The 23,841-nt window shown below is 64.4% G+C and carries 24 protein-coding genes and 1 tRNA gene; 6 read left to right on the top strand and 19 right to left on the bottom strand.

Translation table 11 applies throughout. The annotated features are described in order from the left end of the window. Positions 1–154: 154 nt before the first annotated feature. The 16 genes from JWP26_RS19610 to JWP26_RS19535 all read right to left on the bottom strand — a co-directional run bounded on the left by JWP26_RS19610 (position 155) and on the right by JWP26_RS19535 (position 14,201). The gene (locus JWP26_RS19610; protein ID WP_299731834.1) at positions 155–691 is read right to left on the bottom strand and encodes an RNA pyrophosphohydrolase; all 537 of its coding nucleotides are present in this window, start codon (positions 689–691) and stop codon (positions 155–157) included. Between the two features lie 13 nt (positions 692–704). Beyond that, on the bottom strand, positions 705–1,817 hold the full coding sequence (locus JWP26_RS19605) for a divergent polysaccharide deacetylase family protein (RefSeq protein WP_299731831.1): 1,113 nt from the start codon (positions 1,815–1,817) through the stop codon (positions 705–707). Positions 1,818–2,064: 247 nt separating this feature from the next. Further along, the gene (locus JWP26_RS19600) at positions 2,065–3,537 is read right to left on the bottom strand and encodes a S41 family peptidase (RefSeq protein ID WP_299731828.1); all 1,473 of its coding nucleotides are present in this window, start codon (positions 3,535–3,537) and stop codon (positions 2,065–2,067) included. Between the two features lie 16 nt (positions 3,538–3,553). Further along, positions 3,554–4,996 (bottom strand): peptidoglycan DD-metalloendopeptidase family protein, encoded by a 1,443-nt coding sequence (locus JWP26_RS19595; protein ID WP_299731826.1) that lies wholly within the window; start codon positions 4,994–4,996, stop codon positions 3,554–3,556. Between the two features lie 106 nt (positions 4,997–5,102). Further along, positions 5,103–5,585 carry a 23S rRNA (pseudouridine(1915)-N(3))-methyltransferase RlmH gene (rlmH, locus tag JWP26_RS19590; protein WP_299731823.1) on the bottom strand — a complete coding sequence of 161 codons (483 nt, stop codon included), beginning with the start codon at positions 5,583–5,585 and terminating at the stop codon, positions 5,103–5,105. 8 nt (positions 5,586–5,593) lie between these two features. After that, positions 5,594–5,941, bottom strand: a complete 348-nt coding sequence (gene rsfS / locus JWP26_RS19585) for a ribosome silencing factor (RefSeq protein WP_299731996.1) — start codon at positions 5,939–5,941, stop codon at positions 5,594–5,596. 226 nt (positions 5,942–6,167) lie between these two features. Further along, positions 6,168–6,809 carry a nicotinate-nucleotide adenylyltransferase gene (locus tag JWP26_RS19580; RefSeq protein ID WP_299731820.1) on the bottom strand — a complete coding sequence of 214 codons (642 nt, stop codon included), beginning with the start codon at positions 6,807–6,809 and terminating at the stop codon, positions 6,168–6,170. Positions 6,810–7,002: 193 nt separating this feature from the next. Further along, a complete protein-coding gene (locus JWP26_RS19575) occupies positions 7,003–8,283 on the bottom strand; it encodes a glutamate-5-semialdehyde dehydrogenase (protein WP_299731816.1) in 1,281 nt (426 codons plus the stop codon). Continuing rightward, on the bottom strand, positions 8,280–9,413 hold the full coding sequence (gene proB / locus JWP26_RS19570) for a glutamate 5-kinase (protein WP_299731813.1): 1,134 nt from the start codon (positions 9,411–9,413) through the stop codon (positions 8,280–8,282). Before proB ends, JWP26_RS19575 begins: the two co-directional genes overlap by 4 nt. A 154-nt stretch (positions 9,414–9,567) precedes the next feature. Beyond that, positions 9,568–10,611: a GTPase ObgE gene (gene obgE, locus JWP26_RS19565; protein ID WP_299731810.1), complete on the bottom strand. Its 1,044-nt coding sequence runs from the start codon at positions 10,609–10,611 to the stop codon at positions 9,568–9,570. Then, complete coding sequence (locus JWP26_RS19560) at positions 10,608–11,141, bottom strand: GNAT family N-acetyltransferase (RefSeq protein ID WP_299731808.1); 534 nt, start codon at positions 11,139–11,141, stop codon at positions 10,608–10,610. Before JWP26_RS19560 ends, obgE begins: the two co-directional genes overlap by 4 nt. After that, entirely contained in the window at positions 11,138–11,671 is a 534-nt protein-coding gene (locus JWP26_RS19555; protein WP_299731806.1) for a GNAT family N-acetyltransferase, read from the bottom strand. Before JWP26_RS19555 ends, JWP26_RS19560 begins: the two co-directional genes overlap by 4 nt. Before the next feature lie 119 nt (positions 11,672–11,790). Continuing rightward, positions 11,791–12,057: a 50S ribosomal protein L27 gene (gene rpmA / locus JWP26_RS19550; RefSeq protein WP_299731804.1), complete on the bottom strand. Its 267-nt coding sequence runs from the start codon at positions 12,055–12,057 to the stop codon at positions 11,791–11,793. A 12-nt stretch (positions 12,058–12,069) separates the two neighbouring features. Next, positions 12,070–12,645, bottom strand: a complete 576-nt coding sequence (rplU, locus tag JWP26_RS19545) for a 50S ribosomal protein L21 (protein WP_299731801.1) — start codon at positions 12,643–12,645, stop codon at positions 12,070–12,072. Positions 12,646–12,878: 233 nt separating this feature from the next. Further along, positions 12,879–13,661 (bottom strand): MBL fold metallo-hydrolase, encoded by a 783-nt coding sequence (locus tag JWP26_RS19540; protein ID WP_299731798.1) that lies wholly within the window; start codon positions 13,659–13,661, stop codon positions 12,879–12,881. A gap of 84 nt (positions 13,662–13,745) precedes the next feature. Then, positions 13,746–14,201 (bottom strand): gamma-glutamylcyclotransferase family protein, encoded by a 456-nt coding sequence (locus JWP26_RS19535; RefSeq protein ID WP_299731795.1) that lies wholly within the window; start codon positions 14,199–14,201, stop codon positions 13,746–13,748. A 114-nt stretch (positions 14,202–14,315) separates the two neighbouring features. On the opposite strand from JWP26_RS19535, the gene JWP26_RS19530 reads away from it, so the two are divergent. Beyond that, positions 14,316–14,405: transfer RNA gene (locus tag JWP26_RS19530), tRNA-Ser, on the top strand. A gap of 390 nt (positions 14,406–14,795) precedes the next feature. On the opposite strand, the gene JWP26_RS19525 is transcribed toward JWP26_RS19530, so the two are convergent. Then, entirely contained in the window at positions 14,796–17,093 is a 2,298-nt protein-coding gene (locus JWP26_RS19525) for a Tex family protein (RefSeq protein WP_299731792.1), read from the bottom strand. A 390-nt stretch (positions 17,094–17,483) separates the two neighbouring features. Here JWP26_RS19525 and JWP26_RS19520 point away from each other — a divergent pair, with 390 nt between their 5' ends. Next, a complete protein-coding gene (locus tag JWP26_RS19520; protein ID WP_299731789.1) occupies positions 17,484–18,149 on the top strand; it encodes a methyltransferase in 666 nt (221 codons plus the stop codon). Positions 18,150–18,165: 16 nt separating this feature from the next. Here JWP26_RS19520 and JWP26_RS19515 read toward each other — a convergent pair whose 3' ends face one another. Continuing rightward, the gene (locus JWP26_RS19515) at positions 18,166–18,678 is read right to left on the bottom strand and encodes a MarR family transcriptional regulator (RefSeq protein ID WP_299731786.1); all 513 of its coding nucleotides are present in this window, start codon (positions 18,676–18,678) and stop codon (positions 18,166–18,168) included. Positions 18,679–19,196: 518 nt separating this feature from the next. On the opposite strand from JWP26_RS19515, the gene JWP26_RS19510 reads away from it, so the two are divergent. From JWP26_RS19510 to JWP26_RS19495, 4 genes are all read left to right on the top strand, one after another. Beyond that, positions 19,197–20,975: a PQQ-binding-like beta-propeller repeat protein gene (locus JWP26_RS19510; RefSeq protein ID WP_299731783.1), complete on the top strand. Its 1,779-nt coding sequence runs from the start codon at positions 19,197–19,199 to the stop codon at positions 20,973–20,975. A gap of 139 nt (positions 20,976–21,114) precedes the next feature. Further along, entirely contained in the window at positions 21,115–21,819 is a 705-nt protein-coding gene (locus JWP26_RS19505; protein WP_299731780.1) for a hypothetical protein, read from the top strand. Positions 21,820–21,835: 16 nt separating this feature from the next. After that, entirely contained in the window at positions 21,836–22,708 is an 873-nt protein-coding gene (locus JWP26_RS19500; RefSeq protein WP_299731777.1) for a pentapeptide repeat-containing protein, read from the top strand. Positions 22,709–22,835: 127 nt separating this feature from the next. Next, complete coding sequence (locus tag JWP26_RS19495; RefSeq protein ID WP_299731774.1) at positions 22,836–23,390, top strand: c-type cytochrome; 555 nt, start codon at positions 22,836–22,838, stop codon at positions 23,388–23,390. Positions 23,391–23,434: 44 nt separating this feature from the next. Here the strand turns inward: JWP26_RS19495 and JWP26_RS19490 are convergent. Next, positions 23,435–23,841: carbohydrate ABC transporter permease (locus tag JWP26_RS19490; RefSeq protein ID WP_299731771.1), on the bottom strand; the 407-nt coding region annotated here is incomplete at its 5' end.

Genomic DNA, 23,841 nt, shown 5'->3' with positions numbered 1-23,841 from the left:
ACGACCTTCGTGGTTCGAGGCGCGTTTCACGCGCACCTCACCATGAGGTCTACTGGATGAGCGATCGTCGGCCAAGATCAAAGCAAGGCCCCCTCACCCGACCCGAGAGGGTCGACCTCTCCCCCAAAGGGAGAGGTGAAGAAAGTGCGTCGCCTCAGGCGTGGGTAAACCGCTGGGGGATGTCGGAGAAGGCGGCGACGACTTTGTCGTAGGCGTCTTTCTTGAAGGGGACGATAAGGGCGGGGGTGCGGCTGAGGCGTTCCCAGCGCCAGGCATCGAATTCGGCGGGGTGCTTGCCGCCGCCGGGGGTCAGCACATCGATTTCGTTGTCATTGCCGGTGAAGGCGAAGGCGAACCAGCGCTGGCGCTGGCCCCGATACTTGCCCTTGAGGGCGACGCCCAGCTCGTCATCGGGCAGGTCGTAGTAAATCCATTCGGGGGCTTCGGCGAGGAGGCTCACCGAGGAAATATTGGTTTCCTCGTGTAGCTCGCGCAATGCGGCCTTCAGTGGGTCCTCGCCCCTGTCGATGCCGCCTTGGGGCATTTGCCAGGGCGCGCCATGCTCGGCGCTGGCTTCAGGATTTCCCTCGGACTTGCGGCGGCCGATGAACACATTGCCCTGGGCGTTAAAGACGGCAATCCCCGCGCAATCACGATAGGGCAAGGCTTCACGAGCGGGGCGTGCGGACATGGCGAACGGCTTTCTATTTCATCAGGGCGCTGATGGGGACGAGCGTAATGCCCTTCGCCTCCAGCTCGCGCGACCACTCGGCCACGCTTTGCACTGATATGGGCAGGGCGCTCACAATACCAATAGCTGAACCATTCTGCAGTGCCTTGGCCTCAAGGCTGCCAAGCGCAGCGAGTATGGGTGTGCGGGCCGGATTGGTGTCGATCACCAGGTCAGCGCGGGTAAACGGCACCTTGTTGCCGGCGGCAAGCTGGGGGGCCAGCGAGCGATTGGACGAGCCGTCGTCCACATAGCCCAGACCGCGCGAGCCCAATTCCTCCATCACCGGGGAGAAGTCGGCGGCCGAGGCGGTGAAGCGCGCGCCCATATTGTTGATCAGGCCCACATAGCCGCCGAAGCGCGCCATCAGCCAGAACAACTTGTCGAGATTGGCGCGCGGCTGCTCGCCGGTGAGCAGGGTCTGCGGGCCGGGATCGTTCTGCGGATAATCGAAAGGTTCGAGCGGGACTTCGAGCAGCACTTCATGGCCGCTTGAGCGGGCGGCCGAGACGGTCGACTGCAGGGTCTTGCCATAAGGCGCGAAGGCTAGGGTCACGGCTTGGGGAAGCTGGTCGATGGCATCGAGCGAGCCCTGCTCGTTGATGCCCAGGCCCGTGACGATGATGGCGATGGCGGGCTTGCCGGGCGCGAGGGGCGTGGCGAGCGGCGTCGAATAGGTCTTGAACGGGGTTTCGCCCGTGGTGGAGATGCGCGGAATCGGGCCGTTGGCGGTTTCTTCGCTGAAATCGGGCAGGGCGGCGTAGGGATCGCCGGTGGAGGCGGTGGGCGCCAGTGGGGTCAGCGGCGCCTCGCCGGCCGGATATTGCTGCGGGTCGGCCGTGATGGTGACCGGGCCGGTGGCGACATCATTGGCCAGCGCATTGCCGTTGCGGGTGGAGGTGATGCTCACCTCTTCGGTGGGGCGGCCGCCATCGGGATCGTCGACCAGCATCAGGCGCGCCACGAAGCCGCCGACCGCCAGAACGATGACCCCCAGCAGAACGCGGGCCAATGGGAAGCTGCGCGGCTTGCCCGAACTGGGTTTGCGTTTGCGGCTGGTCAGCGGCGTGCTGAGATCATTGGCCATTGGGGGTCCCACGGGGGTTCAGATAGTGAAGGGAAGAGGCGGCGAATCACCGGCTTCATCCCCTCAAAACATAACACAGACCGGCTTGGGCTTAGAGCATCGCGGGTTCAAGGGCGCCCGAACCCGGATTGCCGTCATTGCCCGGCTGGCCGGGCAATCCAGCCATGTTGCCGCGCGCCCTGGACCACCGGGACAGGCCCGGTGGTGACGACGCGGAGGGAGCGAGTTCGGCAGAAAGCTCGTTGCTTTAGTCGCCCTTGGCGGGGAAGGCCGGGTCGGTCTCCTTGCCGTCGATCAGGCGGATGGCATATTGCAACTGGGTATCGTCGGCCTTTTCGGGCGCCACGTAGACCGAGGAGCCAGCCGTGGTTTCTTCCTGGCCCGCAATGGTGATGTGGCCGGCAAGCCCGGCTTCGCCAACGATAGTGTCCTTGCCCTGGAATTCAGCGGGCACGACTTCCTGGATGGCGATATCGGGCTGGATGCCGAGGGCCTGGATCGAGCGGTTGTTCGGCGTGTAGTAGCGCGCCGTGGTCAGGCGCATGGCGCCATCGGGGCCGAGCGAGATGATCGACTGCACGCTCCCCTTGCCGAACGAGCGGCTACCGATGAGGGTGGCGCGCTTGTGGTCCTGCAGGGCACCGGCGACGATCTCGGAGGCGGAAGCGGAACCCCCATTGATCAGCACCACCAGCGGCACATCGGCGATCAAGGCGTCGAGCGCATCGGGCTGGGCGTCATAGCGGGCACTTTCGGCCGGCAGGCGGCCGCGAGTCAGCACCACGGCACCCTGCTTGAGGAAGGCGTCGGAGACGAACACGGCCTGGTCGACCAGACCGCCCGGATTGTTGCGCAGATCCAAAATGATGCCCTTGGGCGGCACATCCTTGCGATCGGCATAGATGCGCTTGATGGCCTTTTCGATGCCCACAAAGGCTTGTTCGGAGAAGCGCGACAGGCGCAACACGGCGACATCGCCTTCCATCGACCACTTGACGGCCTGCATGGCGATGGTGGCGCGCTGCAAGGTGAAATCGATCGGGTCCGCCACGCCTTCGCGCATCACGGTGACCTTGATGGAGCTGCCGAGCGGGCCGCGCATCTTGTCGACCGCGGCGTCGAGCGTCATGCCCTGCACTTCGATGTCGTCGAGCTTGACGATCAAGTCGTTGGACAGGATGCCGGCCTTGGCGGCGGGAGTATCATCGATGGGCGAGACGACTTTGATGACGCCCTCTTCCATGGTGACCTCAATGCCGAGGCCGCCGAATTCGCCCGAAGTATCCTCGCGCATGGCGTCGTAATCGGCCGGCGGCAGATAGCCGGAATGGGGATCCAGCGAAGTCAGCATACCTTGGATGGCGGCGCGGATCAGCTTCTGCTCATCCGGCGGATCGACATATTCGGCGCGGATACGGTCGAAGATTTCGCCAAACAGGTTGAGGTCCGAATAGACCTGGAGCGGATCGCGCGGAGCGGCGGCGGCTTCAGCGGCGGTCGGGGCGGGCTCTTCGCCGCCCGGTGCAGGATCGGCCGCTGGGGCCTGGTCCGGTGCCTGATCGGGGGCGGGAGTGGAGGGTTCGCCAGCAGGAGCGGGGGCCGGGGCGGCGGGATCGGTGGCCGGTGCGGGCGCAGCCGGCTGCTCCTGGGCAACGAGGGTGGACGCAGGCAGCAGCAGCGCCAAGGTCATTGCGGCGGCGCGAATGGTCGGAAAGCGCATCAGGGTTTATCCACTCTCAGCTCGTTTTGGACGGGGCGGCCCACCAGCCGGTCGGATCGATGGGCGCGTTGTCGTGTCGCAGTTCTATATAAAGGGTCGGCTGGGAGTTGCCAGCACTGGTGGTGACGGTGCGGCCAATTGTGCGTGATCCCATGGTGCCCAGGGGCTCGCCCATCAGGACAAACTGGCCGATATCGACGCTCACTGTATCAAGGCCTGCCAGAAGGACGGTGTAGCTCTGGCCGCTATTGAGAATGATGATTTGGCCGTAATTGAGGTAAGGGCCTTTATAGAGCACCCAGCCATCGGCGGGCGCGACCACCTGGGCCTGGGCGCGGGTGACCACCGAGAGACCCTGGCTGATGCCCCCATAGCCGTCGCCGGCGCCGAACTCCACCACGTTGACGCCGTTGGAGGGCAGGGTGAGGTAGCCCTTGGCCTGGCCGAAGGGCAAAGCCGGTTCGGTGCGGGCGGTATTGGCGAGGGCGACCTGGATGGCCGCGGGGGTCATGGCGACGCCGGCGGCTTCGGAGTTGGAGGTGGCGGCAGCGGTCGAGACGCTGGTCATGCGTTGGCCGAGGGTGTCGATCAGCTCCTTGAGCGAGGTGGCCCGGGCGGCGAGCGCCATGGCGTCTTTTTCTTCGGCCTGGAGCTGGGTGGTCATCACCGCGACGCCCTGCTTGCGGGCGACGATCAACGTGGCGATGCGCAATTGCTCTTCTTCGAGCACGGAATAATTGGCTTCGAGCACCGATTGCTCATCGAGCGCGGCCTGCTTGATTTCGGTGAGGCGCTTGAGATCGGCAGTAACGGCGTCGGCCTTGGCGCGCAACTGCGGCACGATGGCGGCGATCAGGATGGCGCTGCGGGCGGAGCCAAGGGCGTCGTCGGGATCGACGATGAGAGCGGGCGGCGGATTGAGGGAGATGCGCTGCAAGGCGGCCAGAACATTGGCGATCTGGCTATCGGCGCCATCGAGGCGGCCGCGCACCTCAAGCTCGGAGACGATCAGGTCGGACAGGCGTTCCTCGACATCGGCGACCTCGATTTCGGCCAGTTTCACGCGCTGGGCGGCGGCGATCAGGGCGGCGTTCTGCTTGGTGCGATCGCCCTCCATATCGGCGATCTCTTTCTTGAGCGCGTCGGAGCGCTCCTTGCTGAGACTGATGGAGGAGATGACGGCGTCGAGATCGGCCTGGCTGGCGGCGGCGTCGGGTGGCGTGGTGGCAGGAGCGGCGGGCGCAGCGCCGGCGGCAGGCGCCGGGGCAGCAGCAGGGGCGGGTTCAGAGGCGGCCGGCGTGGGGGGCGCGGCTGGGGGCCCCGCGACAGGGGCCGTTTCGGCCTGTGCCGGTGTGGCGGGCGCGGGGGTCTCGGTCTGCGCCAGCAGTGGCAGGGCCGACAGCGCGGCGAGCGCGACGCCCGCCACAATGCCAATCCTGAAGCCGGAACGCACCGACATGCCTACTCCATCCATGGGGCGCAGCCCCGAATCAGTGTTCGCACCATAGCAAGACCGAGGAAAACCGCAGGTTAATGAAATTTAACCATGCGGGGATTTCGGGTGGTCAATCGCCGCGGTGGTAGGGGTGGCCGGACAGGATGGTGGTGGTGCGGTAGAGCTGTTCGGCCAGCATGATGCGCACCATCTGGTGGGGCCAGGTGAGGGGGGAGAAGCTCAGGGTCATGTCGGCGGAGGCGACGAAGGCGGGATCGAGGCCGTCGGCGCCGCCGATGATGAAGCTGGCAGCGGGGCGGCCGTCGTCGCGCCAGCGGGCGATGAGGGCGGAAAAAGCCTCGGAGCCGATGGATTTGCCGCGTTCGTCGAGGGCGACGATTATGCCCTCGGGGAGTGCGGCGCGCAGGGCCTTGGCTTCATCGGCCTTGCGGGAGGCCGATGAAGAAGCGCGGGATTCGGGGAGTTCGATGACGTCGAAGCCGGTCAGCGCCAGCGGCTTGCCGCCGCCGATGGCGCGATCGAGATAGCGCGCCACCAGTTCACGTTCGGGCCCGGCCTTCATGCGGCCGATGGCGGCGATGCTGAGACGCACCGGCTAGATCAGTGGGCGTCGGCGGCGAAATCGGCCTGCCACATCTTTTCGATGTTGTAGAACTCGCGCACTTCGGGGCGGAAAATGTGGACGATCACGTCGCCCGCATCGACCAGGACCCAATCGCAATGGGGCAGGCCTTCAATGCGCGGCTTGCCGTAGCCGGCTTCGCGCAATGCGGTGACCATCTGGTCGGCGACGGCGCCGACATGGCGCTGCGAGCGGCCGGAGGTGACGACCATATGGTCGGCCAGCGACGACTTGCCGGTGATATCAACGGCAACAGTCTCCTCGGCCTTGGCATCGTCAAGGCAGTCGAGGATCACATCGATCAGGGGGCGCAGGGGAGCCGCCATGGTGGGCGCGGTGTCCGGAGCGGAATTGTTGGGCAAACCGGCCATCAGCAATGGCCTTCCGCCCATGCCATAAGAGCATGAGTCATGCGTTGGGGTAGCATCCTTGGTTGTTGATCGGAATGTACGCGCGTCTTTTCAAACGACAAGCGATCTGTTCCCGTTCTGGTGATCATCGTCACACTTCGTCAATATGCGCTTTTTAGCGCCTTTGTGCAAGGCGGCGGCCTCATATGGTCTGCTTGCCGCGCCGACGGGCCCGAATGGCCGAGGAGGAGAGCGAGGAGGTCAGTCCGTGCAGGTAGGTCCAGGCGGGGGCGTCATGCATGGCCAGGCGCCCGGCATCGGTCTCGTCGACGCGGTATTTCGCCAGCGCGGTGGCGGCCAGCGAGGCGGGGGCGCGGCGCGAGGAGCCCGGGCGGACATAGACGGCGATGGGCAGCATGGCGGCGATATCGCGCCAGCGTTCCCAGCGGTGGAAATTGACCAGGTTGTCGGCGCCCATGATCCAGACGAAGTGGCGGTCCCGCATGGTCTTTTTGAGGAACATGATGGTCTGCCACGAATAGGTGAAGCCGTGGGCCGCCTCGAAGCCGGTGACGCGAATGCGGGGGTGATCCATCATGGCGCGGGTGGCGGCGACGCGGTCGGCCAGCGGGGCGAGATCGGCATGGTTCTTGAGGGGGTTGCCGGGGGTGACCAGAATCCACAGGGCATCAAGCTGCAGCTTTTGCAGCGTCTGCTCGGCGACGAGGCGATGGCCCTCATGGACGGGATTAAAGCTGCCGCCGAACAGGCCAATGCGCATGCCGGCGCCAGACGGCGGCAGTTCGGTGATGCCGGGAATGCGGAGGATGGGGCGGTGGGTCAAAGGGGCAGGACGCCTCTTGGCCCCTCCCCCTGGAGGGGAGGGGTTGGGGTGGGGGAAGGTTCGGCAGGAGTGGCGGCAACTTGGATGTATCTCCACTCGTGCTGTCAGTTCCCCCCACCCTAGCCCTCCCCTCAAGGGGGAGGGGACCGGATCGGGGCTCTCGCGGATCGACGTCAAACATTAACGCAGTCACTCACGGCCTCGTCTGGCCGGCGCCGCGGACGCGGTAGTTGAAGGTGGTGAGCTGTTCGACCCCGACCGGGCCGCGGGCGTGCATCTTGCCGGTGGCGATGCCAATCTCGCCGCCAAAGCCGAATTCGCCGCCATCGGCGAACTGAGTCGAGGCGTTGTGGAGCAGGATGGCGCTGTCGATCTCGTTGAAAAACTTTTCGACCGCGCCCAGGTCCTCGGTGATGATGGCCTCGGTGTGGTGGCTGGAATAGTGTTCGATGTGGGCGATGGCCTCCTCGAGGCTATCGACGACCTTCACCGAGATGATGGCGTCCTCGTATTCGGTGTGCCAGTCTTCCTCGGTGGCGGGTTTGGCTTCGGGGATCAGCCGCATCACTGCAGCGTCGCCGCGGATTTCGCAGCCTTTTTCCACCAGCGCATCAATGATGGGCTTGAGGTGCGTTCTAACCACGTTCCTGTGCACAAGCATGGTTTCGGCGGCACCGCAGACGCCGGTGCGCCGCATCTTGGCGTTGAGCACGACGGGGACGGCTTTCTCCAGGTCAGCGGTCTCGTCGATATAGATGTGCACGATGCCTTCGAGATGCGCGAAGACGGGCACGCGGGCTTCGTCCTGGACGCGGGCGACCAGGGTCTTGCCGCCGCGAGGGACGATGACGTCGATATTGCCATCGAGGCCTTTGAGCATCTCGCCAACGGCGGCGCGATCCACGGTGGGAACGAGCTGGATGGCGTCGGTGGGCAGGCCGGCAAGGTGAAGACCATCGAGCAGGCAATCGACGATGGCATGAGAGGAATGAAAGCTGTCCGAACCGCCGCGCAGGATGACGGCATTGCCGGACTTGATGCAAAGCGCGCCGGCATCGGCGGTGACATTGGGGCGCGATTCAAAGATCACGCCGATGACGCCGAGCGGGGTACGAACGCGCGAAATATGCAGGCCGTTGGGACGGTCCCATTCGGCGATGACGGTGCCGACGGGGTCGGGCAGTTCGGCAATGGTCTTGAGACCCTCGACCATGGCGTCGATGCGGTCATCGTTGAGGGTCAGGCGATCGAGGAAGGCGCTGGAAATGCCCTTGAGTGTGGCGGCCTCGATATCCTTGACGTTGGCGGCAAGGATTTTCTTGCGATGGGCATTGATGGCGCCGGCGGCGGTGAGCAGGGCCGTGCGCTTGGCGGCGGGCGAGGCAATGGCCAGCACCCGCGCGGCGGCACGGGCATTGCGGCCGATTTCGGCCATGGTGGAGGCGATGTCGGTCACCGATGACACTGCGCTCATAGAACCTCTCCTGATTTTGATACCATGACCATATTGTCGCGATGCACAAGCTCGCTGCGATTGCCCACGCCCAGCAGTTCAACCACGGTAGGGCCGCGCTTGCCCATGACGAGGCGGGCTTCCTCGCTATCGAGACCGACGAGACCGCGGGCGATTTCGTGACCATCGGGATCGGTGATGGCGATGGCATCGCCGCGATCGAAGGCGCCCTTGACCTGGGTGACGCCAATGGGGAGCAGCGACTTGCCGGTGAGCAAAGCGCGGGCGGCGCCGGCATCGACTTGCAGGGTGCCGGCGACGGCCAGCGTGCCCATGATCCAGCGTTTTCGCGCCTGGGCACGGGATTGGGCGGGGTGGAACAGGGTGTGGCGGGCGCCTTCGGTCAGGGCCTTGAGGGGGTGGTTTTCGGTGCCCTTGGCGATGATCATGGCGGTACCGGCTTGCGTCGCGATCTTGCCGGCCTCGACCTTGGTGGTCATGCCGCCGCGCGACAGGTGGCTCGCCGCGCCGCCCGCCATCGCTTCGATGGCGGGGGTGATGCTGGCGATTTCGGGCAGGTGGGTTGCGTTGGGGTCTTTGGCGGGCGGGGCGGTATAGAGGCCGTCCACGTCGGACAGCAGCACCAGGCAATCGGCCTCGATCATGGTGGCGACGCGGGCCGAGAGGCGGTCGTTGTCGCCATAGCGGATTTCGGCGGTGGCGACGCTGTCGTTTTCGTTGATGATGGGGACGGCGCCGAGCGACAGCAGGGTGGCGATGGTGGTGCGCGCGTTGAGGTAGTAGCGGCGCTCCTCGGTGATATTGGGGGTGATCAGGATCTGCCCGGTGACGATGCCGTGGCGGCCGAGCGCTTCGGCCCAGGCCTGGCTGAGGGCGATCTGGCCGGCGCTGGCGGCGGCTTGGGATTGCTCAAGGGGGAGGGCGATGGCGTCGAGCTTGAGGAGGCGCCGACCAAGGGCGATGGCGCCAGAGGAGACGATGACGATCTCGGTGCCGGCGGCTTTGAGGGCGGCGATGTCCTCGGACAGGTCGGCGAGCCAGGACGAGCGGAGTTTGCCGCTGGCGCTATCGACGAGGAGAGCGGAGCCGATTTTGATGGTCAGGCGGCGGTAGGGGGCGAGGGGATTCATTGCATATAGTGGGAACCGCGAGTCACCCCCTCCCAGCCTCCCCCATCAAGGGGGAGGTGTCCGCCGGTGGATGTGGCCCGATCCAGTCCTAAGAGTGGAGAGAAACCTCCCCCTCGATGGGGGAGGTAGGAGGGCGTGATGGCACGATCTTGCATCACGGCGCCCAATTGGGTTCGGCCTTGCGCCGGGCAGCCTCGAGCTTGGCGGCTTTGGTGGCGTCGAGGGTGTCGACGATGGCGTAGAGCACGAGGTCGGTGCCCTTGCCGGTGACGCCCGAGACCAGCATGACGTCCTGCTTGCTGACCTTCTTGAGGATTTTCAGCTTTTCCTTGAGCTCGTCGGGATCGATGGCGTCGATCTTGTTGAGCACGACCAATTCGGGCTTTTCGGCCAGGCGCTCGTCATAGGCGGCGAGCTCGGAGCGGATGGTGGTGTAGGCGGTCTTGATATCGGCTTCGGTGCCGTCGATCAGGTGCACCAGCACGCCGCAGCGCTCGACATGGCCGAGGAAGCGGTCGCCGATGCCGGCGCCTTCGCTGGCGCCTTCGATCAGGCCGGGAATATCGGCTAGCACGAAATCGCGCTCACCGATGGAGACGACGCCCAGATTGGGATGGAGCGTGGTGAAGGGGTACGCCGCGATCTTGGGCTTGGCGGCGGAGACGGCGGCGAGGAAGGTCGACTTGCCGGCATTGGGCAGGCCGACGAGGCCGGCGTCAGCGATCAGCTTGAGGCGCAGCCAGATCCACTTTTCCACCCCCGGAATGCCCGGATTGGCATGGCGCGGGGCCTGGTTGGCGGAAGTCTTGAAGTGAGCATTGCCGAAGCCGCCATTGCCGCCACTGAGCAGCACGACGCGCTGACCGACCTCGGTCATGTCGGCGATCAGGGTTTCGTTGTCGTCCTCGAAAATCTGGGTGCCGACGGGGACGCGCAGCACCGTGTCCTCGCCATGGGCGCCGGCGCGGTCCTTGCCCATGCCATGGGTGCCGATCTTGGCCTTGAAATGCTGCTGGTAGCGGTAATCGATCAGCGTGTTGAGGCCGTCGACGCATTCGATGACGACGTCACCGCCGCGCCCGCCATTGCCGCCATTGGGGCCGCCGAATTCGACGAATTTTTCACGCAGGAACGAGACGGCGCCGGCGCCGCCATCGCCCGAACGGACATAGACCTTGGCTTGATCGAGAAATTTCATTGCGGTCTTCCAGTCCACGCGGCCCGCGTGATGATTGTGTCGATATGCTCCACCTCGGCGTTACGCGCAAGGCAGAGCAGGGTGGAGCGTCCGGTTTGGGTAAACCCGAGCTTGGTTTGGATGGCGAGAGACGCCTCGTTGAAGGCAAAGACGCCGGAAATCACTTCGGCTGCGCCCGAGGCGCGAAAGTACCAGTCGAGGCTGGCGATCACCGCCTCGGTCATGATGCCCTGGCCCCAGAACGGCTTGCCCAGCCAATAGCCCAATATGGTGCCGGTGGCGCCGCGATGAAAGCCGATCTGGCCGGCAAAGCCGATGCCGGGCAGGTCGATGGCGAAATTGGTCTCTTCGATTGGCAGGCCGGGGCGCCGGGTCTTGAGCCAGGCGCGGGCATCGGCCAGGTGATAGGGGAAAGGCACACGCGCCAGGTTTCCCGCAACGTCGAAGTCGTTGAGATAGCGCGCGATCGGTTCGGCATCGCCCGTGGCGGGCTGGCGCAGGATAAAGCGGCGGGTGGCGAGGCTGGTCATGGCGCGGCGCTCCAGCTCAGGACCAGGAGGGGCTTGCCGCGATGGCGCTCGACGACGCTGTGCGTGTGCTCGGTGATGGTGAAGCCGGCTTTTTCCAGCACGCGAGCCGAGGCGGGGTTGCTGGCGAGGACGCGGGCCTTGACCACGGGCGCGAGGCCGCTGGCGCGCACGGCGTCGAGCAGGCCGATGGCGGCCTCGGGCGCAAAGCCCTGGCCCCAGAAGGGCTCACCCAGCCAATAGCCGAGTTCGGGCGGCTGGCCGGGCTCGATCTTGAGGCTGATGATGCCCATCAGGCGGTCATCGGTGCCGGTCATCGCATAGGCGCGGGGCTTGGCGGGGTCATCGAGCGAGGAGAGGAACAGCTCGCCATCCGCAATGCCGTAGGGGAATGGCATGACGGCGGTGGGCTCGATGACCTTCCAGTTGTTCGCGAGCGCAACCAGATCAGCGAGATCGCTCGAACGCGGCGCGCGCAAAAGCAGCCGCTCGGTGCGGATCGTTGCTGGAAGTGTGTCGCGCAGGCTCGCCATGGGATGCATCCAAAACGAAAGAGGGGAACCGGTGACCGGTTCCCCTCAATCAAATGGGTTTGGCAAACGTCAAACCGGGGAACAGGTCACCCGGCCGCGGTTTGTCAGACCAAGCCGGGTTATTCGGCGGCCATTGCCGGCTCGACCGACACGAAGACTTGCGAGTTCGCCTTGGTGCGGAACGCAACCTTGCCGTCGACGAGTGCATAAATGGTGTGGTCCTTGCCCAGGCCAACGCCGGTACCGGGATGCCACTTGGTGCCGCGCTGGCGGATCAGGATATTGCCGGCGATGACAGCTTCGCCACCGAACTTCTTGACGCCAAGACGACGGCCGGCGGTATCGCGACCGTTGCGGGATGAACCGCCTGCTTTCTTATGTGCCATGGTGCTTCTTCCTTATTCCTGATCGGCCTTGGGAGCGGCTTTTTTGGCCGGGGCCTTCTTCGCCGGCTTTTCAGCGGCGGCTTCGGTTTCAGTGGCGGCGGCCTTCTTCGGCGCTGCCTTCTTGGGCGCGGCAGCAGCCTTGGCGGGCTTGGCTGCGACGGGTGCTGCAGCTTCGGTCTGGGCAGCGGCGGCCTTGGCGGCTGCGCGGGCCTTGGCCGGCTTGACCGAGACAACGGCCGCTGGGGCTTCCACCTTGGCGGCGGCCTGGACGGTCGGCTTGGCGCCGCCGGTCAGGATTTCGGTGATGCGCACGGTCGACAGCAACTGGCGGTGGCCGTTGCGGCGGCGATAATTGTGGCGACGGTTCTTCTTGAAGATGATGACCGTCTTCTGCTTCTTAGTATCGAGCAGTTCGGCAGCGACGAGCGCGCCTTCGATCAGCGGAGCGCCGATTTCGTCACCGATCATCAGCACCTGGTCGAAGGTGACGATGGAGCCGGCTTCGGCATCGAGCTTTTCAATCTTGATAACGTCGTTGGCGGCAACCTTGTACTGCTTGCCACCGGTTTTGATCACGGCGAAAGTCATATCTGCGCCAGGCGTTGCAAACGCCCGGTCCCTTTGTGTCGCGCTTTACGGCGCCGCAGATGAGCCCTTGAACTTTCGTCCGGTCCTGCGGTCTTCGAACTGGTGCCGGACGGGTCCGGCGGGCAGCCTCAAGCAGCGGTTTGATAAACCAAAGAAGCGCGCCAAGTTGAATTGGCACGCATTCCGAGGCGGCTTATCGGGGCAAAAGCCCCAAGAGTCAATACTCTGAAGCGTCAAGCACCCGACCCGGCGGGATACCATTCGCGCAGGCGTACCTCGGTGTCGGGGCCGACGGCGGCCTTGAAGGCTTCAACGTCGCTGCCCTTGTAGTGGTAGGGGTAGACGACGGCGGGCTTGAAGGTGTTGACGGCCTCGGCGGCCTGCTCGGGGGTCATGGTATAGGGCAGGTTCATCGGCAGGAAGGCGACGGCGATGTTCTTGAGCGCCAGCATTTCGGGGGTGGGTTCGGTATCGCCGGCGACGTAGACGGTCTTGTCCCCAAAGGTGAGCAGGTAGCCATTGCCGACGCCGACGGGGTGATACTGCATGCGGTCGGCCGTGGTGTTGTGCGCCGGGATAGCTTCGACTGGAATATCGACCAGCGTGCCCTTGTCGCCGTTGGCGAGCGCCTTGGCATTGGCCTTGAGGGCTTCGGGCAGCTTATCGAACACCTCTTTGGTGGTGATGATCGGGGCGCTGCCGGCAATGGCCTCGAGCGTGGGCACATCGAAATGGTCGCCATGACCGTGGGTTATCAGGATGGCGGTGGCTTTGGGCAGGCCGTCATAGGCTGCGGCGCCGCCGACGGGATCGACATAGATGACCTGGTCCTTCCAGCCGAGCAGGAGGCTGGCATGGCTGACCGGATGGATGGTGACATCGCCATCGGAGGTGGTGAGTGTATCGCCGTCCAAAGCGGCCTCCGTTTGGGCAAAGACGGGGCCCAGTGCCCCGGCGACTAAAGTTGCGAGCGGTAATGCAGCCATGCCGATGACAAGGTTACGACGGTTGGTCATGTCCAAATCCTTTTTTGCGCAGGGTTATCCGGTAGTGAAACACCTGTGGGCGCAAAATAATCCCCGGCTCCCGAAAAGTTGACTTCAGAGGCTGGGTTTGCGGGCGCTGAGGCGCTCGCGCAGGGCTGCGGCAGTGCGGCGTTCGCCATCCAGCACGGTGCGCTTATGCAAAAGGGTCCAGTTGTCCAGCGTCCAGGGCGCGGCATCGGCCGGGATGGCAATGACCGGCAGGTAGACATCGGCGTCCACCATGCCGGACGGCGCCAGCGCCGAAATGGTAGCGCGGCGATATTCGTCGCCCTCGAAGGCATCGAGGATGGCGAGCTCCGTTGCGCTGAGGTCTTGAAGCAGGAGGCCGGGGGCGTTGCCGTCCGGTACGGCGATCAGCGCGGGATAGACGCGCTGCGGATAATGGACGGCGTGGAAGCCGGGCGCGCAAGCGTCGGCGCATTCGGATGCCGACAGGCTACGGCCAAGGAGGGCGTTCAGGACCTCGGGATCGCGCAATGTGCCGTAGACAAAGAGGGGTCGTGCGCTCAAAATCCATCTCGTTTTGATGCGGGTGTCGATGGGGAGTTGCAGGTCTGTGTTTGCTATGCCATAAGCCCGGCCATGTCGACCGAGCCCGCCGCAAGGGGGGCGTTACGACCTCGCGGAGAGGTGGCAGAGTGGTCGAATGCACCGCACTCGAAATGCGGCGTGGGGGTGACTCCACCGTGAGTTCGAATCTCACCCTCTCCGCCACTTCTACCTCATTGAAATTGTTGGCGTTGAACCGAATCGGCAAACGGATTCTGTCACAGTGTCCCGTCGGCGTCGGGCGTGTGTTTTTCGAGCCAGGAACTCATGGTCTATCTCAGGGTCTATACGGCGCCCGATCCGGCTGACCTGCTGGGCCAGGTCATGGGCTATAATGGAAAGCGCTGCGGGCAGGACAGGTCGACGAGGCAATGGTGCTGCGCAGTCACCTCATTCCGCTTGAAGACCTCCGCACGGCCATTCGCCGCTGCGCGTCCTGCACGCGGCCATCGCCGATACCTGCGCGGTGCACATGTGCCCGCCTACCCCTACGGCTGACGCGTCACATCGGCGATGCGGCGCCGCGCCTGGCTGAGGTGTACCCATTCGCGCAGGCTATTTTTTCTTGCGCATGGCGTCGTTGAGCATGTCGCCAAGGGAGCCGGTGCTGCGGGGGGCTTCCACGGGCGGGCGCTGGTTGGCGCGGAGCGGTGGGTCGCGGGGGCGTTCGCGCGGGGCGGCGGTGTCGATTTCCTTGCGCATCGTGAGGGCAATGCGCTTGCGGGGGACGTCGACTTCGACCACGCGGACCTTGACCACATCGCCGGCCTTGACGACCTCGTGGGGGTCCTTGACGAATTTGTCGGCCAGTTGGGAGACGTGGACCAGGCCATCCTGATGCACGCCGATGTCGACGAAGGCGCCGAAGGCTGCGACATTGGTCACTGTGCCCTCCAGCATCATGCCGGGCTTGAGGTGTTTGATATCGTCCACGCCTTCGGCAAAGGTCGCGGTCTTGAAGGCCGGACGGGGATCGCGGCCGGGCTTTTCGAGTTCGGCCAGGATGTCGCGCACCGTCGGCAGGCCGAAGCGGTCATCCACGAAGCTGCGTGGATCGAGGCCCGACAGGGCGGACTTGTCGCCCATGATGGTGCGCAGGTCGCGACCGCAGGCGGCGACGATCTTGCGGGCAATCCCATAGGCTTCGGGGTGCACCGAGGAGGCGTCAAGCGGCTCGGTGCCGTCGGTGATGCGCAGGAACCCGGCGGCTTGCTCGAAGGTACGTTGGCCGAGGCGTGGCACTTCCAGCAGTGCCTTGCGGGAGCGGAACGGGCCGTTGGCATCGCGGTGGGTGACGATGGCTTCGGCGACCGATGGGCCAAGACCCGAAATGCGGGCGAGCAGTGGCGCGGATGCGGTATTGAGATCCACGCCCACGGCATTGACGGCATCTTCCACCACGGCATCGAGCGAGCGGCCGAGGCGGTATTGGTCGAGGTCATGCTGGTATTGGCCGACGCCGATGGCCTTGGGCTCGATCTTGACCAGTTCGGCCAATGGGTCCTGCAGGCGGCGCGCGATGGAGACGGCACCGCGTAGCGATACGTCGAGATTGGGGAATTCCAGCGCCGCCAGTTCGGAGGCCGAATAGACCGACGCGCCGGCTTCGGACACGATGACCTTGGTGGGTTTTGGCGCGGGCAGGCGCTCGATGAGGTCGGCGACCAGCTTTTCGGTTTCGCGACTGCCGGTGCCATTGCCGATGGCGATCAGTTGCACGCCATGCTTTTTGATCAGCGCCTGGATGGCGGCCTGCGAGCCCATGACGTCATTGCGGGGCGGGAAGGGATAGATGGTTTCAGTATCGAGCACCTTGCCGGTGGCGTCGATGACGGCGATCTTGACGCCGGTGCGGATGCCGGGATCCAGCCCCATTGTGGCGCGGGCGCCAGCGGGGGCGGCCAGCAGCAGGTCCTTGAGATTGCGGGCAAAGACGTTGATGGCCTCGACTTCGGCGCGTTCGCGGAGTTCGACCATCAGGTCGATGGAGAGCGTAACGCGCAGGCGCGTGCGCCAAGCCCAGCCGGCGACGTCGCGCAGCCATGTGTCGCCAGCGCCATTGCCCTGGGCATTGAGCGCACCGGCCACAAAGCGTTCCGCCGGCTTGATCGGGTCGGTGACGTCGGCGTCCACTTCGATATCGAGGCTGAGGAAGTCCTCGGTGCGGCCGCGCATCATGGCCAGGGCGCGGTGGCCGGCGACCTTGGCCCAACGTTCCGAGTGATCGAAATAATCGGAGAACTTGGCGCCGGCTTCCTCCTTGCCCTTGAGCACCTTGGCGCTGAGCATGGCCTTGTCGCGCATATAGGCGCGGAGCCGGCCGAGCAGGGCGGCATTTTCCGACAGGCTTTCCACGACGATGTCACGCGCGCCTTCCAGCGCTTCCTTGGTGCCCGGAACCTCCTCGGTGAGGTAGGCTTCTGCGAGGAGCAGGGGGGCGGCGCTGCGATTGGCGAGGATGGCGTCGGCCAATGGGCCGAGGCCGCGTTCTCGGGCGATTTCGGCCTTGGTGCGGCGCTTGGGCTTGAAGGGCAGGTAGAAGTCTTCGAGCTCGGCCTTGGTGGTGGCGCCCATGATGGAGGCGGTGAGGTCGCTGGTGAGCTTACCCTGTTCGTCGATGGATTTGAGGATCGCGGCACGGCGGGCTTCCAGTTCGCGCAAATAGGTCAGGCGCTCGGCCAGCAGGCGCAGTTGCGTATCATCCAGCCCGCCGGTCACTTCCTTGCGGTAGCGCGCGATGAACGGCACCGTCGCGCCGCCATCGAGCAATTCCAAGGCGACGCGCACATGCTCGGGGCGGGCAGCGACTTCGGTGGCGATCTGGGCGGCAATGCGAGTGTCGAGTGCGGACATAAATCTACTTTGTGGTTTGGCTGGCGCGACCATAGTCGCCTCGAGCCGGGGGCGACACCCGGGGCGGGACGATTTCCTCAATTGAGAAGGGCGCGTTGGAAATCGCCGCCATCGCCGCCTGGCGCGTGCGGGACAGATTGAAATGAAGACTGCGGGGCAGGAAAGGCTTGCCATTCGGCCCAGCCTCGAACGTCTCGTGGCGATCGTGGCCATATTCGATCCGCTGGGCGCTGTCGTCTCGCCGAAGCCTTGGGCACTCGTCAACTGCGGGCCTCGAGGTCGGGGTCGTTAAACTTTCATTCAACATCATTGCCGATTTCGGTGAGGCCTCGGCGGCTTTGTTTAGTTCTGCGGGTTAGTCTGGACTGAATCAGTACCCGGACAGGCCGTATGCTTTCAGCTATCCGTCACTCGCCGCATTTTCTGCGCGCGCTCGGCGCCATGCGTTTTCCGCGCCTGCTCGACATCGGAGAGCGCATTATTCTGGCCGCGCTGTTCGGCTATATGGTGTGGACGTTCGTGCTGGACTGGCTGGAAGGCGGCTCGATTGCCACAGCGATCGTGCTGGTTTCAGAGGGGGCGGTGCTGGTCTTCGTGCTCCTGCGCCGGTTTACCGAGAATGTGTCGTTTCGTCCCGCCGATTGGGGGCTGGCGCTGGTGGGCTCGTCCGCGTCCTTGCTGGTGCAGCCGACTGGTGCCGGCGGCAATGCCGCCCTGGCGGCGTTCTGTGCTATCCTGATGTTGGCCGGCCTCATCGTCCAGCTCGCCGCCAAGCTCACGCTGCGCCGCAGCTTCGGGGCCGTCGCGGCCAATCGCGGCGTCAAGATCGGCGGCCCATACCGGCTGGTGCGTCACCCCATGTATGCGGGTTACCTGATGACCCATATCGGCTTCCTCCTGACCAATCCGAGCGCCTGGAACGCGCTGGCCTATGGGGTGTGCTCCATCGCCCAGATTGGCCGTATCCTTGCCGAAGAGAAGCTGTTGAGCGCCGACAGCAAGTACCGTGATTTTGCGGCGCGCGTGCGGTACCGCCTGATCCCCGGCATCTTCTGAGCTGGCGGACTGCCTGCTAGGATGTCGGCGCGGTAGAGTGCTGTTCTGAATTCGTCCGGATACGGCGCAGGACATCGATGAGTTGCCGTTCTTGGGCCAGGCTCACATCCTTCAGAAACACCTTGAACTGGGCTTCGCCTTCGGCCTGCATCTGCTCGAAGATCGGGATGGCGCCCAGGGTAAGGAAAACGCGGCGGACGCGGCTATCGGTGGGGTCGGGACGGCGCTCAATCCAGCCGGCGGCCGAGAGCTTTTCCAATAAGGCGCCTGCCGAGGCCCTTCCCATCTGCATCATTGTCGCCAGAGCCGACTGGGTCAGGCCTTCCTGTTTGTAGATGTGCGCCAGCGCCCACCACTGCGAATGCGTCAACTGGTGTCGCAGCATCAGCTTGTCGAACTGGGTGCTGATGTGACGGGACAGTTCCACGATCAGGTAGAACAGCTCCTCGTGTTCCACATAGCCGGGCTTGGAGAGCGTCTTGAGCCGGATGGCTTCGGCGCCGGCGCTTTCGAGTCTGTCCTGCGGCACGGCAGAGTCCCTTCCTTGCAAGCGTTCATAAGGCTGTAGCGTAGCATACAAACTGCTGGCACCAATTGTATGTCATGATACAAAGCAGGTGAGATCGTATCCAGTAGTGGCGCACCTTAGGCAAAATGGCTGTCTATCATAAGTGGTCAAAAACCCAGACCAAGTCGTTTCCAGGCGAATCGGAGGCCGACCTCCGACGACGGTCAGCCGAGATCGACGCCATTGTCGAGGGCTTCCGCTGGGGGCGCTTCAGCAGCATCGAAGCCGAAGACATGGACAAGCGGTTGCAGAGCTTGCAGCGGCCGCCGCAAACCGGCCGGCGTAGAATTTCAGGGGCCCACTAGCATGGCAGTTCAGGCCCGGGCGCGGAGGGCGTTTGGGGCTGAGACATCCCATAGGTTGCCTATGAGCCACATTGGGTTCCCCACTATAGTGCAAATGCGACTTTGAGATCATGAATGGCAGGTCCGGCGGGCTGATCTTCGCCGGTAAAAGTCGATAAAAATGGGAGCAGGACCTTGGCAGCACCAGGCCGAAACACACGATTTTCCATCAGCGCCATGGCGGCAATCTTGCTCGCCAGTTGCGCGGGCTCCGCGCTGGCGCAAGACGCCGCCCCGGCTGCCGATGCCGCGCCGGTGGCCGATGCGGGCGTAACGGCCCAGCAATTACTGGATGCCAATTCCGACAGCGCCAACTGGCTGATGTATAACCGCACCTATGACGGGCAGCGGTTTTCGCCGCTGGATGAAATCAACCGCGACACCGTCAAGGGCCTTAAGCTGGCCTATACGGTGGCGCTGGCGCCGCCCACCGGCGCGCTGGGCAATTTCAAATTCGCCGGCCTTGAAGGCACGCCGCTGGTGCGCGACGGCCATATGTATCTCACCGACGGGCTGAGCCGGGTCTACAAGATCGACCTGACGAGCGGCAAGCGCGGCACCATCGAATGGATCATGGACCCGCAGGCGGAATTCGCTCCCGGCGTGGTCGAGCCCCCCAATAACAAGGGCGTGGCGCTGCTGGGCAACAATGTTTATTCGCTCAGCTTCGATGGCCGTTTGACCGCGACCGATGCGGAGACCGGTGATGTGGTCTGGGAACAGCTGGTGCAGACCGATCCCAAGCAGGCCTTCACCATGTCGCCGCTGGCGATCGGCAATTCCATCCTGATCGGCACGGCGAACGGCGATAGTGGCGGGCGCCACTGGATCCAGTCGCGCGATGCTACCACGGGCGATCTCAACTGGCAGTTCAACACTATTCCCGGCCCCGATGAGCCGGGCGGGGATAGCTGGAAAGACAAGACCAACAATTGGGAGAATGGCGGCGGCGCGCCCTGGAACACCGGAACCTACGACCCGGCGACCAATGTTACCTATTGGGGTGTGGGCAATCCGTTCCCCGCCTATGATCCGGCAGCGCGTCCCGGCGATAATCTCTATACCAACAGCCTGCTGGCGCTCGACGCCACCAGCGGCAAGCTCGACTGGCACTTCCAGTACACGCCCAACGATGCCTGGGACTATGACGAAATCGGCGCGCATGTGCTGGTCGATACGACCGTCGATGGGGAAAGCCGCAAGCTGGTCACCCATTTCGGCCGCAACGGCTTCTATTACGGTATCGATCGCGCCAGCGGCGCCTTCATCAATGGCGGCCAGTATGTCGACAAGGTGACCTGGACCAAGGGGCTCGACCCCAAGACCGGGATGCCGGTGGAATATGACGCCAGCCTGCCGGTCCAGACCTATATCCCGACCACGCGTCCGGGCGGCCTGGATGGCAAGATCGACCCAACCTGCCCGATGCTGCAGGGCGGCACCAACTACTTCCCAGTGTCGTATAGCCCCAAGACCGCCCGGCTCTACGCCGTGGCCTTCGAAGGCTGTGCCAACTTCAACAGCACCGCAGGCGCCACGGTCGATAACGTGATCCGCGGCAGTGTGGTGCAACTCGACCCGGTGACCGGTCAGGTGACCAAGAAGCGCGCCACCGACTTCGCACCCTATGGCGGCGTTTTGGCGACGGCGGGCAATGTGCTGTTCTCCAGCCAGATCGACGGCTCGTTCGAGGCTATGGATGCCGAGACGCTGGACGTGCTGTGGAGTGTCAACCTCGGCTCGCAGATCAGCGCGCCGCCGATCACCTACTCGGTCAATGGCAAGCAATATGTGGCCATCGAAGTGGGCGCGTCGCCAATCGACGCTCTGCTGGGCTACACCGCCAAGGGTGCCGATCCCGACGCGGCCGCCAATATGCAGGCAACCGCGACCGTCTATTTCTTCGCTCTGTGATCCAAAGGGGGCGGCCGGTCCATGGCCGCCCCTACCATTTTTTTGAGGTCTTATGCCTGTCGGCCGGTTTCCAGGTTCAAGTTTAGCGGCGTACCGTTCGCGCCTTGAGCCGTGGCGCGTGCGCCGCGCCCGGGCGTCCTTGGCGTTGATTTTTACCGCGGTCCTCGTGGCACTTTGCGGCGCTGTTGGCCCCGCGCAGGCGCAAGAGGACAGCCAGCATCGCCTCGATATCTGGGACCTCAAGCTGGGGTCTGCCGCCGCGGATCTGCCGGAAGAGGCCTTTATCGACTACGCCTGCGGCACCAATGGCGGACCGCCGGGAACGCCGCTGGGTGGATTTGTCGATTTCGCGCTGTGCGCGCCCGAAGCGGACGGCTTGCACGAAGTCGCGTTTCGCTATGATGACGAGCTGGAATATCGCCTGCTGGCGCGGCGCGATTTGCACGGTGCCGAAACCAATGGCGGCACCAGCGTTTACGACTATGCGGTGATCGCTTCGGCGCTGTTTGACGACGAGGGCGTGTTGCGCGGGGTCCGCGCCGTCACCGACGATCGCACGACGCTGCGCAACCGCGCCTCCGCCTATCAGATGGCCGAGGCCGTGCTCAACCGGTTTGGCCTTGCGGGCTGGGCCTGTGTCGATGTGCCGGCCAGCCGCGGCGAGGAGCCGCTGGCGGGGCAATATGTCAACAAGAGCTGCAGCAAGGTGGTGGACGGCGCAACCGTGGCGGTCAACGCGCATCGCTTCCGGCGGCGTGGCGAGACCGAGACCAACCGGTTTACCGGACAGGTGGTTCGCGGGCAGTTTGAAAGCTCGTCCGAGTTTGAAATCCATGAAAATTAGCGGTGTCGCAAGAGCCATGGCATTGGTCGTGGCGCTGGTGGGGAGCGGGCTGATGCCGGTATCGGCACAGGCCGATGCGCTGAGCCAATTCCTGTCCGGCGCCAGCAAGGACTGCGTCGGGTGTGAGCTTGCCAATGCCGATCTCAAGCATCGCGACCTGTCCGGGGGCAATCTGGCGGGGGCAAATCTGAAGGGCGCCGATCTTTATGCGGCAAAACTGGTGGGCACGGATTGCACCGGATGCAATCTGGATGGAGCGCGGCTGAAACGCGCCGACCTCACCGGGGCGGTGCTGAGCCGCGCCAGCGCGCAGAATGGCAATTTTCATGCCGCCGAATTGCGCAATGCCAAGTTTGACGGGGCCAGTTTGAATGGCGCCAATTTCAACCGCACAGATCTGTCGCAGGCCGATCTGAGTAGCTCCCATCTGGTGGGGGCGATGTTCTACGCGGCCAATCTGAGCAAGGCGAATTTCACCGGTGCCGATTTGAGCCAGGGCATGCTGGGCCACGCGCGGATGCCGCAGGCCGACTTGAGCGGGGTCACCGCGGTGGGGGCCGATTTTTCGGAAGCGGCGATGCGCGGGGTCAAGTTCGGCGCGGCGCAGCTCGATGGCTCGATGTTCGATCATGGCGACCTGCGCGACGTGATTCTGGCGTGGGCGAGCCTGGTGGATGCGCGGCTGCCATGGGCGGATTTGCGCGGGGCCAGCCTGGCAGGCAGCACCATGACCGGCACCAGCCTTTACAGTGCCGATCTGCGCGGGAGCGATCTGAGCGGGGCCAAGCTGAACGACGCCACCCTGCGCCGCGCCCATGTCACCGGAGCGAAGTTTGACCAGGCCGTGTTGAGCGGGGTGACAATGCCGGATGGCACGACGCATCCCTGAACCGGGGTGAACGATCAGATGCGTTGGCCACGAAGGGCGGCGCGGCAGACGAGGTAAGACGATACCGCATGGGATTTTCCCGATGCGCCAGCAATGCACCGGATGTCCGGTCGACCAGGAGAGAAAAGTGATTTTCGCGCGATTTGCAGCGGCACCCGTCCGCGTTCTATGGGCTTTGGCGATTGTGGGAGCGGGCGCGCTGCCGCTGACCGTGAGCAGTTATGCTCAGGATGCTGCGGCGGCGATCACCGACGTCGCGCCAGGCTCGCTGACGCCCGAACAGATCGCCACCGACCGTGCAGCCTGGCAAAAATCGGATTGCGCCAGCTGCCACGGCTGGTCGGGCAATGGCCACGATACCGGCCCGGTCCCGCCCGGCCCCTCGCTGCGGGCGACCGAACTGGAATTCGTGGATATCCGCGAGGTCATCCAGTGCGGCCGGCCCGGCACCAATATGCCGTCGCATGACCGGCTCGCTTATACGGACGACCGCTGCTACGGCATGACTTCGGCCGATATCGGGGCCGACAAGCCGGTCAAGGGCCTGCCGCTCAAGCCTGCGGAACTCGATGCCATCGCCTCCTATGTGGCGGGCTATCTCAAGGGCCGGACCGACATCACCAAGGACGAATGCGAAGGCTATTATGGCGTCGGCACCGCCGCGTGCAGCGCTTATAAGTAAGTGGCCATTGTCGGCGCCGGTAAGTCCGGCGCCGCGTGGCGACGTTAGCCCTTCACACCCGCCGACAGCATGATGGCCTGGGTGACGCGGCGCTGGAACAGCAGGTAGACCACTGCCACGGGCAGGCCAGCCATGACGGCGGACGCCATCAGGCGGGCATAGACAATGCCATAGGCGTCCTTGACCTGGGTGATGCCGACCGGGACCGTCATGGTGGCCTCGCCAGTGGCGGCGAGGAAGGGCCACAGAAAGGCATTCCAGGCACCGATGAAGGTGATGATGGCGAGCGCGCTGGTAATGCCCCAGTTCATTGGCAGGTAGATCCGGAACAGGATCTTGAACGGGCCGGCGCTGTCCATCTGGGCGGCCTCCCGGTATTCCTTGGGCACCGAGTCGAAGAACTGCTTGTAGACGATGATCACCACCGGAACGATGAGCTGCGGCAGGATGA

Source organism: Devosia sp., from assembly GCF_028290435.1.
Lineage (GTDB): Bacteria > Pseudomonadota > Alphaproteobacteria > Rhizobiales > Devosiaceae > Devosia.
This window is presented reverse-complemented; position numbering and strand designations above follow the sequence as displayed.